This is a genomic window from Planctomycetota bacterium, from assembly GCA_035384565.1.
GTDB lineage: Bacteria > Planctomycetota > PUPC01 > DSUN01 > DSUN01 > DAOOIT01.
This window is the reverse complement of sequence record DAOOIT010000065.1, coordinates 1-15,298: the sequence shown is the minus strand read 5'-3', so window position 1 is coordinate 15,298 and position 15,298 is coordinate 1. Positions and strand designations below refer to the sequence as shown.

The following is a 15,298-nucleotide window of genomic DNA, read 5'->3' as shown; positions in this document are numbered from 1 at the left end:
TGTCAAGTTATGTCCAATTGTAGCGCGCCGGACGGCGGAAGGGAAAGGCCGGGTCCGAGCTTGACTGCCGCCCTGCAAAGGGCTAAGTTCGCCGGAACGAGAGGAGAACCACTATGCATTCTGTGCGCGCGATTGCCCTGGCGTTGGCGGCGGCTGTCGGATATGCAGCCGCATCGGAACGCATCTGCCCGCGGGTGACGAGTGGGGTTGTCCTGGACGGACGGCTCGACGACGCCGCGTGGGCGAAGGCCCTGGCCCTGTCGGACTTCACGCGGCCGGCCTCGACTGAGCGGCCCGCCAAGCCAGTCGAAGCCCGCCTATGCTTCGACGATCAGGCGCTCTACCTGGCCTTCGCCTGCGACGAGCCCAACCCCGACCGCCTCAAGGCCAAGGCCACGGTCGAGAATCAAGACGTGTGGCAGGACGACTGCATCGAGGTCTGGATTCGCACGACCGAGTCCTCGCTGGAGTCTGACCAGTTCATCGTCAATGCCCTCGGCACGCGGCAGAGCCTTCGCCGGCGCCAGAGCCGCGACGCCGCGCCCTGGAAGCCCCAATGGGAGGCGAAGATCGCGAAAGAGGCCCGTCGCTGGACGGTCGAGATGCGCATCCCGTGGTCCGACCTCGACATCGCGCGGCCGGCAGCGGGCGAGATGCTCCAGGTGAAGCTGGGCCGCGAGGACTACACGGCGGGCGGGGAGCCCGCGCTCTCCACGTGGCCGCCTGGGTCGCCCTACGCCGGCACCGAGGGCTTCACTCCGGTCTACCTCGAGCGCGCCAATCTGCTGCCCAACCCCGACCTGACGGAACGCGAGGGCGACCGGCCGCGGGGCTGGCGCTTCGGGAACGGCGACGCCGCGCTCTTCGCCCCCGCGAGCGACGGCGGCCGCCGCGTCATCCGCTTCGCCGCGCCCGGCCGCTACTCGGCGATGGAGCAGACCCTCAAGCTCAAGCCCAACGCCCGCTACCGCCTGGAGGCCGAGGTGAAGGGCGCCGCCGGCATCTACCTGCGCGCCCGCACAAAGCCCACCGCCGACGCCCCCTCGACCCCCTTCACCGCCGACACCAAGCCGTCGCCCGGCTATCGGCGCTACGAGGCCCGCTTCCCCACCGGGCCGAACGGCGAGGCGATGATCATCCTCGGCAACACCGAGTCGCACGGGGCGGGCGAGGTCCTCATCGCCGATCTCCGCGTCGTTCGCGAGCCGGCGGCGGATGCCTTCGGCAGCCCCATCCTGGTCGAGGCCGACGTCGCGCAGCCCCTCGTCGTCACCAAGCTCCTCGTGAGCGACTGCCGCGCGCTCAGGGGATTCATCGGCTCCCCCGTAGACGGCACGACGCGGAGCTGGGACTGGGACGCCAAGGTCTGGGAGTACAACCAGCGCGGAGCCGGGGCGGGCGTGGGCTATGCCTATCGTGGCAACGACGGCCTGCACGTCACCTTCGCGGACAAGGGCGGCTTCAACGCCCTCCTCCTCGAGGGCGGCGCCCGCGTGAAGCTCTGCCGCGACTGCCCCCGCTACGACAGCCCCGAGGGCGGCGCCCTCGTCGCCGAATTCCCCGGCTCCACCCCGCGCACCCGCGCCTGGTTCGACAAGCCGGTCGTCACCGATCGCGTGAGCTTCTTCGACCTCGCCGATGGCCGCCTGGCGAACGTCTCCTTCTTCCGCGTCAGCCGAGGCGGCCCCGCGCTGGACCTCGCCCAGAGCCTGAAGGTCGAGGTCTCGGAACTCAAGGGCGGCCTCCGCAGGCTTACAACGCTGCCGCTCGACAAAGAGACGCCGCTTGCCGCTATCGGCCTGGACTTCATGGTGGCTGAGGGGCCCACGCCCATCCCCTTCACGGCCATAGTGTCCGACCCGCTGAACCCGCAACGGCGGCTCTTCGAGGCCGATTTCCTGCTCTCGAAGCCAGGCCGCTGCCGCGTGGTGCTGGATTTTCCCGACCAGATCGTGCCTGCGGGCACATCCCTGACAATAGACCTGACGATTGGGGCATCCGCCTCGATCAAGAACATAGCGCTCAATCCCTACTCCAGCACTCGCGAGCGGGCGGTAGCCGAGGCCTTGGCCTATCGCAAGTTCCTCCTCAAGACCTGTTTCTGCTCGCTCAGCGAGGCCAGGCCGTGGACCACCTGGCACCGCGACGAGGACATGGAGAAGAGCCTCGCGGGGCGCTGGGGCGCGCCCCTCAAGGAACTGCTGATGACCCTCGAACAGTGCAAAGCCCTCGGCCCCAACGACGACCTGGTGCGCCAGTACGACGAGTGGGTCTGGCGCGCCAACCGCCGCAAAAAGGGCACCCTGCCCCCCTTCGAGCCGAAGATGGACGTCGTGCCCGGCGCGCCCGAGTGGGCGGTCGTGGCCCGCCAGGCCTGGCTCGCCGCCCGCGAAGTGCCCCGCTGGTGGATCGAGAACCGCATGGTCCCCACCGGCGAATTCGGCGGCGAAGTGGGCGACGATACCGACATGTACCAGAACTTCGCCGACTTCCCGATGTTCGAGTCCGACGGCGTCGCCGCGATGATCAAGGATGGCGCCGCCCGCCTCGCCGAGCTGGCCGAGAAGGAGCACCTCGAAGCTGGTCTCAACCGCCGCACAATGGACCCCCTCCACGCCTACGAGGAGGGCGTGAACCACGAGGCCCTCATGGCCTGGTGGAACTACGGCGACCCCGTCTACCTGGAGCGCTGCATGGTCGCCGCACGCTCCACCGAGGCCCTCACCGTCCTAACGCCCAAGGGCCACCGCCACTTCAGGAATCAGGACTGCGGCGCTGCCGACCTGAAGATGGAGCGCCCGCTCGGCGAGGACGGCCACGCGCATCCGCTCATGTGGCATCCGACGCTGGAGGTGGCCTGGTACAACCGCAACCCTCGTGCGATGAAACACCTGCGCGAATGGGCCGACGGCTGGCTCGCCCACATGGAGCCGGGCAAGTACGCCGTGGCCGTGGACGTAGCGACGGAGAAGGTGACCGACACCACGGACCGCCCGCTCTACGGCGGCTATGGCGCGCTCGGTTCCTGCTTCCTCTACCTCTACGGGCTCACCGACGACGCGCGCTACCTCAAGCCCTTCTTCGAGGCGTTCGAGAAAGGCAGCCGCAACACCTCGCCCAACCTCATCCTGCCCGAGCTGATCCACCGCCACGGCCTGGGGTTCCTCGGCCCCAAGCTCAAGGAGCTGGTCGCGGGAGAGGGAGTGTCTGAGTGGCTGGTCACCGGTGACCAGGCGCCGCTCATCGAGGCGTTCAAGCGCGACATTGCCGAGCTTCAGCGCTTCCCCGCCATGTACACCACCAGCGAGCCGTTCACCGACCGCGTGTTCCTCTACGCCATCACCAACGCGGCCATCGCCTACACCGGCGGCTATGCCACGCGCAACAAGCTGCCCCACACCCACGCCGTGAGCTGGGAGGGCCTGGGCACCGACTACGCGGCGCTCGTCGTGCGGGCGAAGCGCGACCACCTGAAGGCGCTCGCCTACAACTTCGCCGACAAGCCGCTCGCCGGCCGGTTCCGCACCTGGACTCTCGACCACGGCCTCTACACCCTCCGCTTCTCTCCCGAGGCAAAGGCGGTGGGCGGGGCGTCCCTGCCCCGCGAAGAGACAATCGAGGTGGTCCGGGCCGCCCCCATCCCCCTCACACTGCCGCCGAAGCAGGTCACGGTATTGGAACTTGTGCAGACGAAGAAGCTGGAGCCCGAGTGGGAGCGGCCCGATCTCGCCCTCTCGCCCCTTGAGCTTCGTCTCGGGGGCGGCACCGTGCATGCCGTCGCCCATAACCTCGGCTCGCGGACGGTCGAGTCCTTCGACGCCGTGCTTCTGGACGGCAAGGGCAAGGTGCGGGTGCGGAAGACACTGGGGCCGCTGGAGGCCCCGCTCGACCTCGTGCCTCGGCGCCTGCCCTTCGCCCTCGAGGGCCTGCCCCCCGAGGCGAAGGGCTGGGCCGTCGCCCTTGACCCCGAGGACCGCGTGCCCGAGGTCTTCGAGGGCAACAACAGGCTCGAGATTCCGGAACCTCTCCCGCGCTGAAAGGGCGGTTGAAAGAGTCGGGGGAATGTAGTATAAGGAACCCTTATTGCCGGACCTGTGCGCAGTTCTCGGCGGCGGCTGCCGCCCGCGAGATGAGTGAAGGAGACGACGGGATGCCAAGACGTGGGGCGTCCGAGAGCGGTGGCTATGTACCCCGACGCCTGTTCCTGACGAACGGCGTGGGGCGCCACAAGGAGAAACTCACCAGCTTCGAAATGGCGCTGCGCGACGCGGGCATCGCCAGCTTCAACCTCGTGAAGGTATCGAGCATCTACCCGCCCCATTGCAAGATCATCCCCAAGAAGCTGGGCCTCCAGCTCCTCAAGCCGGGCCAGATCGTCCACGTGGTCATGAGCGAGAATGCCACGAACGAGCCCCACCGCTTGCTCGCCGCCTCGGTGGGCGTGGCCATTCCCAAGGACCCCGCCAACTACGGCTACCTCTCCGAGCACCACAGCTACGGCCAGACCGACACGACGGCCGGCGACTATGCCGAAGACTTGGCCGCCAGCATGCTCGCCACGATCCTGGGCATGGACTTCGATCCCGACAAGAGCTACGACGAGAAGAAGGAGATCTGGCGCTTCTCGGGCCAGATCGTCCGCACCTTCCACACCACGCAGAGCGCGCTGGGCGACAAGAACGGCCTGTGGACCACCGTCGTCGCCTGCGCCGTCTTCGTGTGACCGCCGGGCCGCCCGCCATGGACGAGGTGACCGAGTTCCCCGGCTTCCTCGGCGTTCCGCCGGAGTGGTCCCGCTACGAGACCGCGCGGGTCGCGGTGCTGCCCATCCCCTACGAGGCCACGACCAGCTACGTCCAGGGCACCGCCCGAGGACCGCAGGCGATCCTGGATGCCTCGCACCAGGTCGAACTCTATGATGAGGAACTGCGCCGCGAGACCTACAAGGCGGGCGTCGTCACCCTCCCCGACGTCGAGGTGGCGGGGCTGCCCTACGAGCGCGTCGCCGAGCGGATCGGGGCGGCGGCCCGTCCCGTGCTCGCCGACGGCAAGCTGCTCGTCGCCCTCGGCGGCGAGCACTCGATCACCCCGCCGCTCGTGGACGCCTGCGCCGCCGCGCATGGCCCGTTGAGCGTCCTCCAGCTCGACGCCCACGCCGACCTGCGCGACACGTACGATGGCACCCCCCACAGCCACGCCTGCGCCCTCCGCCGCATCCGCGAGCGCCACGAGGCCGTGCAGGTGGGCATCCGCGCCTTGTGCCAGGCCGACGCCGACTTCATCCGCGAGCGTGGCCTCCAGGTCTTCTTCGCCCACGACATGGCAACCGATCCCTTGTGGGCCGATCGCGCGCTGGCGGCCCTCGGCGACCCGGTCTACGTGACCATTGACCTCGATGCCTTCGACCCGTCGGTCATCTCCGCTGTGGGCACGCCGGAGCCGGGCGGGATGGGCTGGTACGAGTCCCTCCGCTTCCTGCGGCGCGTGGCCCGCGAGCGGCGCATCGTGGCGTTCGACGTGGTGGAGCTTTGTCCCATCGCCGGCCAGGTGGCCTCGGACTTCGCGGCCGCCAAGCTGGCCTATCGCCTGATGGGGTATGCCCTGGGGGGATGAATGGATGAGCGGATGGGTGGAGCGGGGTAAGGCAGGGAAGCTGAACCGTCCAGTCATCCAACTATCCAACCCTTCACTCATCCTCCTCGGTATTGCGGGAGCGCTGCTGATGGGTGCCGCCGCTGAACCTGGCCAGTCGCCGCAGCGGGGGCCGCTTGACCCGCTCGGGCGGCTTCACATCCCCATCGGCCTCGCCAACACGCTCGACTCGCTCAAGACATTCGTCGAGCCCGAGGGCTGCTTCTCGCCCGGCGTGGGCAGCTACGGCATCTACTTCTGGCTCTACGACGCCGACGGGGGCAAGCTCCATGCGCCGACGATGGACGGCGTGAAGGTCGAACACGGCCTCAGCGGGGGAGGGCACCTGATGCCCTGGAGTCGCTGGGTCGCCGGCGGGGTTGAACTCAGGAGCGAGGTGTGTGAGGCGAGATGCTCGTCCCCGGCAGGCGACGTTTTCGTCGTCGCGGTGCGAGTGTGCCTCACCGTCCCCCGCGCTGCCCCTCCCGAAGGTTCCAATACCTTCAGGAGGGTACCAAGTAGGCTTGCCCTCTACGTCGTCCTGCGCCCTCTCGGCCCCGCCGGCTTCCCGGTCCACGCCCTGGCCGTGAGCGAGGCTGGCGATGCGCTCCTCGCCGAAGGGCACCCCGTCCTCGTTGCGAGCCAGAGGCCCTCGGCTGCCGGCGTGGTCCCAACAGACACAATCGGCCAATTCGCCCTCGAGGGCAGGACGCCGTCCGACACGAAGGCGGCCTCGCCGGCGGGCGACTGCTCGGGTGCCTTGCGCTTCGACCTCACGATCGAGCCCGGCGAGGCGAAGACGCTCGGCTTCCTTTGCCCCGTGCTGCCCGGCCGCCGAGCCGTTGGGCACCAGTGGGACGGCGCGAGCGGCTGGGCGCAGCTTGACCTGGCCAGGCCGAATCCCCCTGAGGGGGGCCAGCTCCAACCCGACCCGGGCCTCGGCTACTACAGCGGCCTGAAGGCCGGGGCGCTCTTCGACGAGGCCGCCGCCTACTGGAAGGACCTGGTTGGGCGCGTGACCATCAGAACGCCTGACCCACGCTGGGCTGAGTGCTTCACGGCCATCATCGGCCATGTGGCGCTCTGCATGAACGAGGGCGCGCCCGACGTGGCGGTGGTGAACTACAACGTTTTCAACCGCGATGGGGTCTACGTGGCCAACATTCTCCAGAAGTCGGGCAACCGCGCGCTCTCCGAACTGGCGATTGACTACTTTCTCACTCGCCCCTTCAACGGCCGTGTGGCCGTGGAGGCCGACAACCCCGGCCAGGTGCTCTGGGCGATGGGACAGCACTGGCTCTTCAGCCGGGATGCGAGATGGCTCGCCCGCGTCTACCCCGCGGCGGCCAAGCTCGCCGCGATGGTCCGCTACTATCGCACTACCCCGCCGCCCCACTACGTGAAGGCAGCGAGCCTGGACTTCGGCGATGCCCTGCCGCCCGACGCGCCGGACGAGCTGCCCGCCCTCCGCCGCCAGGTGCTGAGGCCCGGCAGTTGCGACGGGCACCACCCCGAGTACACCGAGGCATTCGATGTTGCCGGCCTGCGCGCCGCGGCGGTCCTGGCCCGAGCGGCTGGGCACGAGGGCGATGCGGCCCAGTGGGCAGAACTCGCCGACGCGCTCCTCACCCAGTACGACGCCACATTCGGGTCGAAGCTGCGCCAGGGCTACGGCAGCTACTCGGTCCTCTGGCCCTGCCGGCTCTATCCTGTGGGCGGGGCGTCCCTGCCTCGCGTCCTGGACCAGTTCACGGGAATCGGCGCGCAGAAGCCGGGCGGCTGGCGCTACTTCCCGCTCGCGACCGCGCACCAGGGCCTGCTCGCCGGCAGCCGCGAGGCCGGCTACCGCACCATCGCCGCCCATCTCGACCACGAGCAGATGAGGGGCTGGTACGCCTTCGATGAGGGCGGCAAGAGCGGCCCCGGCGGCTGGGGCCACCTGCGCACGACCTGGAACGGCTCAGTCGCCATGCCCCACGGCTGGGCCATCGCGGAGATGTGGCTGCTGATGCGCGACTGCCTGGTTTTCGAGGAGGGCGACCGCCTCGTGCTCCTGGCAGGCGTGGACCCCGCCTGGTTCCGCGACGAGCAGGGCCTCGCCGTCGAGAGCCTGCCGACGCATTTCGGCGCCTGCTCGTTCACGTGCGTTGCGAGCGGCGGCAAGGGCCTTCTGAGGCTCGCGGGAGACGCCAGGCCGCCCGGCGGCTTCGTGCTGCGGGCGCCGGGCAAGGGGGACGTGCCGCTTCCGGCCGGCTCCTCCGTCGAGTTCTCTCTGGACTGAGGAGAACCTGCGATGAGGACCATCGGGCTCTGGGCGATCTGCGGGCTGATCCTGCCGCTGGCGGGCTGCTCGCATCTGAAGGCTCGCTCGACGCCGAAGGACCCCAACATCCTTCAGTTCCGCCTCGTGGAGGAGGAGGGGCGAGCCGACGCCGAGCCAGTCAAGATCAGGGGCAGGGAGGCGACCTGCTGTGTGAGCAAGCAGGTGCTGATGGACGCGCGCGACGTGAAGTCGGCCCACGTGACCAGAGGGGCGGGGGGAAAGCGGCAGGTCTCTCTGACCTTCACGGAGCCTGGGTTCAGGAAGCTCGTGGAGATCACCGGGCGGAACGTGGGCCGGCGCCTGGCCATTCTGGTGGAGGGGCAGGTGCTGGCCGCCCCCACCATTCACACCGTGATTGACGTGAACCACGCGGTCATCGTGGGCGATTTCTCCCCGGAGGAACTGCGCGCCATCGCCCGCGCCATCAACGCCGCCGCGAGATAGGAGCCGCCGCTATGGAGATGGGCGTCACCGCCGTGATGTTGCCGGAGCTGGACTTCGCCGAGCAGATCGCGCTCTGCCGCGAGCTGGGCATCCGCTACTACCAGTACCGCCCGCGCGTCATCCCGCCCGAGCAGCGCGACAAGCCGTGGGGCAACTGGGGCAACCACAGGTTCGACCTCACGCCCGAGCGGCTGGTGAAGGAGGGCGCCGCGCTCACCCGCCGGCTGCGCGACGCAGGGCTCGAGCCCTGGGGCACCGTGCCGGTGTGCTCGACCGACCTGCCCGACGACGCCATCAAGCTCCACCTCGAAGGAGCCGCCGCGGCCGAGGCGAAGGCGGTCCGCTGCGGTCCGCCAAGCTACCCGCGCGAGCCGTTCGACTACGAGGCCCTGCTCGACCGCGTGGTCGAGCGCTATGCCCACATCATCGGGCACCTAGCCGCCCCCATGGGTATCAAGCTCATCCTCGAGACCCACTGCGGCACCATGATCACCTCGCCGGGCCTGGCGTGGAACGTCGTCCGCCACTTTCCGCCCGACCGCATCGGCGTGATCTTCGACATCGCCAACTTCGGCCGCGAGGGCGAGGTGGCCCCCGTGCTCGCCGTGTCGGTGCTGCGCGACTACATTGACTGCGTGCACATCGGCGGCAACCGCCGCATCATCACGGATGTGGACCCCCTCGGCTGCAAGAAGATGGCGGGCCAGATGTGCCGGATGGAGGAGGGGGACCTCTACCTGCCCGCGTGGGTGAAGGCCCTTCACGACGCGGGGATCCACCCGCCGCTGATCATCGAGGACTTCACGCCGAACATGGCCGGAGCGGACCGCCTGCGACAGAGCGCCGCGGCGCTGAGCAAGATGCTCGCCGCCCTGTGACCCTCAGGCGGCGGGAGAGGCGGGCGGGGCGGCGCGGCGCGTCTCGAGGATGGGCCGAATCAGGCAAAGCGCCGAGACGAGCCGCAGGGCCAGCGACACGATGAAGAGCACGTGGAAGCCGATGAAGGTGATGCCCAGCACGCGGAGCTCCCAGCCCGCGAGCACTCGCAGGAGATACCCCCCGGCCAGGCACCCGAGGCCCGAGGCCACGCTGGCGACGCAGGACGACACGGCGCTGTAGACCGCCACGTCCTGCGGCGCGGGGAAGCGGGTGACGAGCTTATTGGCCGCCGTGGTGGCCGCTCGGCTGGCGGTGCCGCTGATGATGCCCTGCACCGTGAGCCAGAACATCGCCGTGGCCGGCGAGGCGAAGAGCCACAACCCCGGCAGCATGGCCCAGAAGAGGTGCCCCCACCAGAGCACCGGCTTTGCACCCAGCTTGTCCACGAGCTTGCCCGACTTCGAGCCCACGAGGATGCCGCCGACGATGGGGATGATGGTGAGCACGATATTGCCGCCGAAGAGGTTCTTGCGAATCCCCAGTTGGTCGGTGAAGAACACCAGCGAGAGCGCGCCGCCGAACGTCATGCCGAAGGTCCAGCAGAAGTTGAAGGTGAGCCAGGGCCGGAAGGCGCGGTCGCGGAGCGGCATGGCCAGATGGCGGAAGTAGTGGGCCTCGCTGGGCCGCGCCATGGGCGGCTCGGGCAGCGTGTTGTGGATCAGCAGGTCCACGATCCCCACCACCGTGGCGCCCGTGAACACGCCGAGCAGGGCCACCAGCTTCCAGGCCTCGGGCACGCGGTCCACCAGCAGGCCGGTGGGGATGATGGTGAGGCCCACGGCCGCGTCAATCCACGAGGCGCGGCGCCCCCAGAAGCCCCCGTGCTGGCGCTCGGGAATGAGGTCGGCGAGCCACGACATCCAGGGCGGCGCCGACAGGGCGCCGAACAGGTTGCACAGGCACGTGCCCACGATGAGCACGGTGGCCGCCGTCTTCGACCCCGGCTGGTAGAACGCCACGGCCAGCAGGATGGTCACGTACCGCACCACGCGCGCGGCCAGGGCGTTCACGAACCAGACCAGCTTGCGGCGCTTCACCCGCTGCGTGAGCCACGACGAGAAGAGCTGGCCGATGAGGGCGAACGACGAGATGCTCGACATCACGCCCCAGAGCCACGGGTCCATGCCCACGGCGTTGCCGAAGACCACGAAGAACAGGCCGGTGACCAGCGAGGCCCACACATTGCCCATGGCCCCCGTGTAGATGTGCTTGCGCATGATGTCGGGCAACTCTTCGGGCGCGATGGGGCGCTGGCGGAAGGCTCGGCGCCAGGCGACCCTGAGCCGCCGCATGCCGCGGCGCCGGGTCCCGGGGGGTTCAGAGGGCGAAGGCGTCATTTTTCAACCGGTTGGGTCATCAGGTGTTCGTACACCTGGGAGGCGGCGTCCAGTTGGTCAAGCTCGATCCACTCGTCGGCCGAGTGGGCCTTCGAGCCGTCGCCCGGCCCGAGGACCACGACGGGGATGCCGGCGTCGGACACCTCGGGGGCCTCGGTGGCATAGGCGACGCCCAGGGTCTTTGCCGCGCCCGTCACCGCCCGCACCGCCGCCTCGGCCATGCGCACGGCCAGGGCGTCGGGCGGCACCTCGAAGGCGCCGGCGTAGAAGAAGCGCTCGACGGCCGCCCCGTGGCGGCCGGCCAGGGTGCGCACTTCGGCCTCGGCCTCATCGGCCGACTCTCCGGGCACCAGGCGGCGGTCCACCTCGATGGTGCAGTGGTCGGGCACGGTGTTCACGCTGTGGCCGCCGTGGATGGTGCCCACGCTGAGCGTGGGCGGCCCCACGAGCGGGTGGGCGGGCCGGCGCGCGATCTCGCCCGCCAGGGCCTCCAGGTCGCGCAGCAGCGGCGTCATTCGGTAGATCGCGTTCACCCCCTGCTCGGGGTGCGCGCTGTGGGCGCTCTGGCCCGACTGGGTGAGCGTCCACCGAACCACGCCGCGGTGGGCGATCACGATGGCAAGGGACGTGGGCTCTCCGACGAACGCGGCCCGCGGCGCCCTCGCGGATTCCGGTCCGCCATCCGCGGTCGGCGGGCCGCACTGCCGCAGCGCGGCCCGGATGCCGCGGTAGCCGTTCTCCTCGTCGGCCGTGGCGGCGAAGAGGAGGGGCGACGTGTTGGACCCTGCGGCCGCCACGCGCCGGAGCGCGGCGAGCATGGCGGCGAGGGACCCCTTGTTGTCGCAGGCCCCGCGGCCGTAGAGGCGCCCCTCGCGCACCGCGCCTTCGAAGGGCGCGATGGTCATGCCCTCGACCGGCACGGTGTCGAGGTGCGCCACGAAGAGCCGCGGGGCGGCGTCGGGCGGCCCGTCGAGGCGGGCGAGGACGTTGGGGCGGCCGGGGGCGATCTCCTGGAGTTCCACGCTCAGGCCGGCGTCGCGCAGGAGTGCGGCCACGCGCGCGGCGAGCGCGGCCTCGCCGTAGCCCGGCGGCAGGTCGGGGCGGCGATAGGGGTTCATGCTGGGGATGCTCACGAGCTCGCGAAGGAGCGCCACGAGCCCTGGCGTCATGGCGCTACTCCGTGCCGATCACAAAGCGGATGAAGATGGGGCCGAAGATGACGATGAACGTGGCCGGGAAGAAGAAGCAGATGAGCGGGAAGAGGAGCTTGACGGGGGCCTCCATGGCCTGCTTCTCGGCGGCCTGGGCGCGGCGCACGCGGAAGGTGTCGGCCTGCACCCGCAAGATGGGGCCGAGGCTGGCGCCCAGCTCGTCGGCCTGGATGAGGGCGCTGGTGACCGAGAAGATCTCCTCCATGTGCACGCGCTCGTTGAGGTCGCGGAGCGCCGCGGCGCGGGGCACGCCGATCTGGATCTGGCGGAGCGTTTCGCCCAGCTCCTGGCTCAGCGGGCGGCCGGGGCGGCGCCGCACGATGCGGGCCAGGGCCGCCGTGAAGTCCAGGCCGGCCTCCACCGACAGCGTCAGCAGGTCGAGGGCGTAGGGCAGGTCCTTGCGGATGGCCTTCTTGCGCGCGCGCTCGCGGTCGCGCAGCCAGATCCAGGGCATCAGGTAGCCGAGGAGGACGAACGGCAGGACGAGGGCGGGCAGGGTGCCGGGCCAGTAGTACGACACGATGACGTAGTAGGCGAGGCTGAGCATGACGGCGATGATGCCGAGCACGGTCCACAGGCCGAGCAGCTCGGGCATGATGGCCAGGATCGCGAAGAAGGGGATCAGCACGATGGGGGGCGCCCCGGTCCAGCGCTGGAGCAGCATGGCGTAGAGGATCATGCCGAAGCCGAAGCCGAGGAGGCGGCTGAGGGCCCAGAGGCCCATGAACTCGTTGGGGGCGAGACCGTGGGGCCGCCCGGCGCCGGTGAGCATGCTCTCGGCCTTGCGGCGCAGGGCCACCGGGAAGGCTGCGTGCCCGCTGGCGGCGGCCTCCGCCTCCAGGCGGTCCAGCTTGGGGCCGAGCCAGCGGCCCAGCGCGTTGGCCGTGGGGGCGAGGAGCAGGAAGAGGAACGAGCCGATCGCCTCCTTGCGTTCCTCGCCCAGGGCCGTCTTGGCCTGGATCTGCGTGTAGACCGCGTGGACCCACCAGACGAAGGCGGCGACGCTGAGGAACGAGCACAGGTAGAGGAAGATGCGCTGAAGGTCGTCCGGGGTGAGTTGCATGCCGGTTCCTCAGACGTCAATGGTCACGATCTTGCGCACCACGAGCATGCCCAGGACCTCGAGGAGGCCGATGATGGCGAAGAGGCCCCAGCCGTACCAGGTGCGCACCATGGGTTCGAAGAGGCCGGGGTTGAGCCAGTTGATGACGAAGGCGAGCAGGATGGGCACGAGGCCCAGGATGACGGCCTGCATGCGGCCCTGCGAGGTGAGGGCGCGCACCTTGCCCTCGATCTGGTGCCGCTCGCGGATGGTCTTCGAGATGTTGTCCATCACCTCGGCCAGGCTGCCGCCCACCTCGGCCGACACCAGGATCGCCGTGACCACGAGGTCCAGGTCGTCCGACGGCATGCGCTCGAGCATGTGCTCGAGGGCCTGCTCGAGGGGCACGCCCACGCGGGTTTCCTGGTTGAGCAGACGGAACTCCTGGGCGATCGGGTTGTCCATCTCGCGCTGGATGAGCTCGAAGGCCTGGGGCAGGCTGAAGCCGCTGCGGAGCGCGTTCGAGATGTTCATCAGGGCGTCCACGAGCTGCACGCCGAAGCGGTGGTCGCGCCGCCGCTTGAGGTAGCCGGCCAGCAGGCGCGGCGAGGCGAAGGCCACCACGCCGAAGACGAGGCCCAGCACCGGGCTGCCCAGCAGCAGCGTGGTGAGGCCGGCCACGAGCGCGAACAGGATCATGGCCACGTAGAGGAGCTGGTGGGCGGGGATGTTCATGTAGATCTGGTCGAGCGTGACCTCGGTGCCCTTGAGCACCTCGGCCTCGTAGCGCTGCCAGGCGCCCTGGATGATGTCGGCCATCACGGCCACCAGCAGGGCGGCGGCGCCGAAGGCGGCGAACTCGATGATGGGCACGGGAATCTGGGCTGCGGTAGGCATTGCGGTTGGGGCGGCTCCCCGTTACTCCTTGCGCTCGAAGGGCCTGCGGCCCGTCTCGCCCACGTCAATGGGCTTCACGTCGCCCGGCGCATCGGCGATCTTCTTGAACACCACGTCGTCCCAGTACACCACGCCGGCCGGCCAGTAGGCGTAGAGGCCCACGCGGCATTTCTTGGGCCTGTAGGTGCGCTGGGCGCGGGTGACGTAGACCTGGGGGTGGCACTCGCGCTGTTCGGCCACCCACTTGCCCTTCTCGGTGCGGCAGTTGATCTGGGTGCGGCCCACCTCGCGCCACTGGCCCTGGGGCTCGCTGGGGGTGTGCAGCCAGTCGTAGTACTTGACGAAGATCTTGCAGGTCGGGGCCAGCGTCTTCACGCGGTAGGCGATGCGGTAGGTGGCGCCCGGCTCGATGTCGAAGAAGTCGCTGAAGTAGTAGTCGCCCTCCAAGCCGGCCACGGCCTCGCTCATGCGGAAGACGATGCACTTGCCGTCGCCGTCGGGGTTCTTCTCCCAGTGGACCTCGTTCATCTGCCAGTCCACGCCGAACGGCTCCCAGCCGTCGGGGTGGTCTTTGCCGGTCTCGAAGCCCTCGCCCCGGAGGAGGTTGGGGGCCTTCTTCCAGCGCTCCTCGGCGTCGGGCGGCAGGGCGGCGTAGCGCGGGTCGTCGCGGCCCGTCAACTCGCCGAGCTGCTTGAACACGCCGACCTGGAGGGCGTACTTGTTGGGCACGAGGATGGAGTTCTCGTACTGGAGCTTCTCGGGGCCGAGTTCGGCGGTGGCCACGCGCGTGGTGATGCGCAGTTGCTCGCCCTCGGCCTGCTCCACCTTGCCCCACATCACCTGGTCGGCCTTGAGGGTGTTGACGGCGAAATCCAGCGCGTCCTTGACCGGCATGTCGAACCGGGGCACGAACCTCGCGTGGCGCTCGAAGTTCTCGCGGTCCATGTCCTCGATGGTCTGGAAGAGCTTGTAGCGGGTGATCTTCGCGCGGAAGTTGGCGGCCACGAAGCGCCCCAGTTCGCCCTTGTCGAAGGCCGACTCGAAATCGAGCACCACGAGGATGGGCTTCGAGGCGACATCGCCGTGCGACGTGAAGGTCTCGCTCTTGCCGGCGGCCAGGGCCGCGCCGGCGAGGGCCAGCGCCAGCAGTGGGCGTAACCTGTGCACGGTCAAACACCTCGGCGGCCTGCTCCCCAAGCGAATGCTATCACAGCGCGGGCGGGGATGTCAAGGCGGGCGAAGGGCCCGGTGCGGGCGGGGGCTGTGGGGCGCAGGGCGCCGGGCTCTGCGTGGCGCAGCCGCTCTGGGCTGTGCTTGTGGGCGGGACGTCCCCGCCCCGCGAGGCAAAATAGGTGACTGTCCCTACTTACCCCGCCCTCCGCCCTCGAGGCCGACTTCCTCCAACACGGGCCGCCTCTCGTCTTCAAGAGCGACAACGGCGGAGCCTTCACCAGCAAAAAGGTCCAAGACCTCT

At 69.5% G+C, this 15,298-nt stretch carries 11 protein-coding genes; 6 read left to right on the top strand and 5 right to left on the bottom strand.

What is annotated here, in order from left to right; translation table 11 throughout:
• Positions 1-113 precede the first annotated feature (113 nt).
• The 6 genes from PLE19_19295 to PLE19_19270 all read left to right on the top strand — a co-directional run bounded on the left by PLE19_19295 (position 114) and on the right by PLE19_19270 (position 9,276).
• Positions 114-4,037, top strand: a complete 3,924-nt coding sequence (locus tag PLE19_19295) for a carbohydrate-binding family 9-like protein (GenBank protein HPD17095.1) — start codon at positions 114-116, stop codon at positions 4,035-4,037.
• Positions 4,038-4,150: 113 nt separating this feature from the next.
• Complete coding sequence (locus PLE19_19290; protein HPD17094.1) at positions 4,151-4,723, top strand: arginine decarboxylase, pyruvoyl-dependent; 573 nt, start codon at positions 4,151-4,153, stop codon at positions 4,721-4,723.
• Positions 4,687-5,613 carry an agmatinase gene (gene speB, locus PLE19_19285; GenBank protein ID HPD17093.1) on the top strand — a complete coding sequence of 309 codons (927 nt, stop codon included), beginning with the start codon at positions 4,687-4,689 and terminating at the stop codon, positions 5,611-5,613. The genes PLE19_19290 and speB overlap by 37 nt, the downstream gene beginning before the upstream one ends.
• Before the next feature lie 109 nt (positions 5,614-5,722).
• Positions 5,723-7,912 (top strand): hypothetical protein, encoded by a 2,190-nt coding sequence (locus tag PLE19_19280; protein ID HPD17092.1) that lies wholly within the window; start codon positions 5,723-5,725, stop codon positions 7,910-7,912.
• Positions 7,913-7,924: 12 nt separating this feature from the next.
• Positions 7,925-8,398: a hypothetical protein gene (locus PLE19_19275; protein HPD17091.1), complete on the top strand. Its 474-nt coding sequence runs from the start codon at positions 7,925-7,927 to the stop codon at positions 8,396-8,398.
• A gap of 11 nt (positions 8,399-8,409) precedes the next feature.
• Entirely contained in the window at positions 8,410-9,276 is an 867-nt protein-coding gene (locus PLE19_19270; GenBank protein ID HPD17090.1) for a TIM barrel protein, read from the top strand.
• 3 nt (positions 9,277-9,279) lie between these two features.
• Here the strand turns inward: PLE19_19270 and PLE19_19265 are convergent, their stop codons facing one another.
• The 5 genes from PLE19_19265 to PLE19_19245 are packed head-to-tail and all read right to left on the bottom strand — an operon-like array spanning position 9,280 to position 14,991.
• Positions 9,280-10,629 (bottom strand): MFS transporter, encoded by a 1,350-nt coding sequence (locus PLE19_19265; GenBank protein ID HPD17089.1) that lies wholly within the window; start codon positions 10,627-10,629, stop codon positions 9,280-9,282.
• Positions 10,630-10,670: 41 nt separating this feature from the next.
• Positions 10,671-11,843 carry a M20 family metallopeptidase gene (locus tag PLE19_19260; GenBank protein HPD17088.1) on the bottom strand — a complete coding sequence of 391 codons (1,173 nt, stop codon included), beginning with the start codon at positions 11,841-11,843 and terminating at the stop codon, positions 10,671-10,673.
• 4 nt (positions 11,844-11,847) lie between these two features.
• The gene (locus PLE19_19255) at positions 11,848-12,948 is read right to left on the bottom strand and encodes a type II secretion system F family protein (protein ID HPD17087.1); all 1,101 of its coding nucleotides are present in this window, start codon (positions 12,946-12,948) and stop codon (positions 11,848-11,850) included.
• A gap of 9 nt (positions 12,949-12,957) precedes the next feature.
• Positions 12,958-13,824 carry a type II secretion system F family protein gene (locus PLE19_19250; GenBank protein HPD17086.1) on the bottom strand — a complete coding sequence of 289 codons (867 nt, stop codon included), beginning with the start codon at positions 13,822-13,824 and terminating at the stop codon, positions 12,958-12,960.
• Positions 13,825-13,845: 21 nt separating this feature from the next.
• Positions 13,846-14,991 carry a hypothetical protein gene (locus PLE19_19245; protein HPD17085.1) on the bottom strand — a complete coding sequence of 382 codons (1,146 nt, stop codon included), beginning with the start codon at positions 14,989-14,991 and terminating at the stop codon, positions 13,846-13,848.
• Positions 14,992-15,298 lie beyond the last annotated feature (307 nt).

What these genes read in the sequence shown, in the direction of transcription:
- PLE19_19295 (HPD17095.1), top strand. Translation starts at nt 114, where the DNA reads ATGCATTCTGTGCGCGCGATTGCCCTGGCGTTGGCGGCGGCTGTCGGA.
- PLE19_19290 (HPD17094.1), top strand. Translation starts at nt 4,151, where the DNA reads ATGCCAAGACGTGGGGCGTCCGAGAGCGGTGGCTATGTACCCCGACGC.
- PLE19_19280 (HPD17092.1), top strand. Translation starts at nt 5,723, where the DNA reads ATGGGTGCCGCCGCTGAACCTGGCCAGTCGCCGCAGCGGGGGCCGCTT.
- PLE19_19275 (HPD17091.1), top strand. Translation starts at nt 7,925, where the DNA reads ATGAGGACCATCGGGCTCTGGGCGATCTGCGGGCTGATCCTGCCGCTG.
- PLE19_19270 (HPD17090.1), top strand. Translation starts at nt 8,410, where the DNA reads ATGGAGATGGGCGTCACCGCCGTGATGTTGCCGGAGCTGGACTTCGCC.
- PLE19_19265 (HPD17089.1), bottom strand. Translation starts at nt 10,629, where the DNA reads ATGCGGCGGCTCAGGGTCGCCTGGCGCCGAGCCTTCCGCCAGCGCCCC.
- PLE19_19260 (HPD17088.1), bottom strand. Translation starts at nt 11,843, where the DNA reads ATGACGCCAGGGCTCGTGGCGCTCCTTCGCGAGCTCGTGAGCATCCCC.
- PLE19_19255 (HPD17087.1), bottom strand. Translation starts at nt 12,948, where the DNA reads ATGCAACTCACCCCGGACGACCTTCAGCGCATCTTCCTCTACCTGTGC.
- PLE19_19250 (HPD17086.1), bottom strand. Translation starts at nt 13,824, where the DNA reads ATGCCTACCGCAGCCCAGATTCCCGTGCCCATCATCGAGTTCGCCGCC.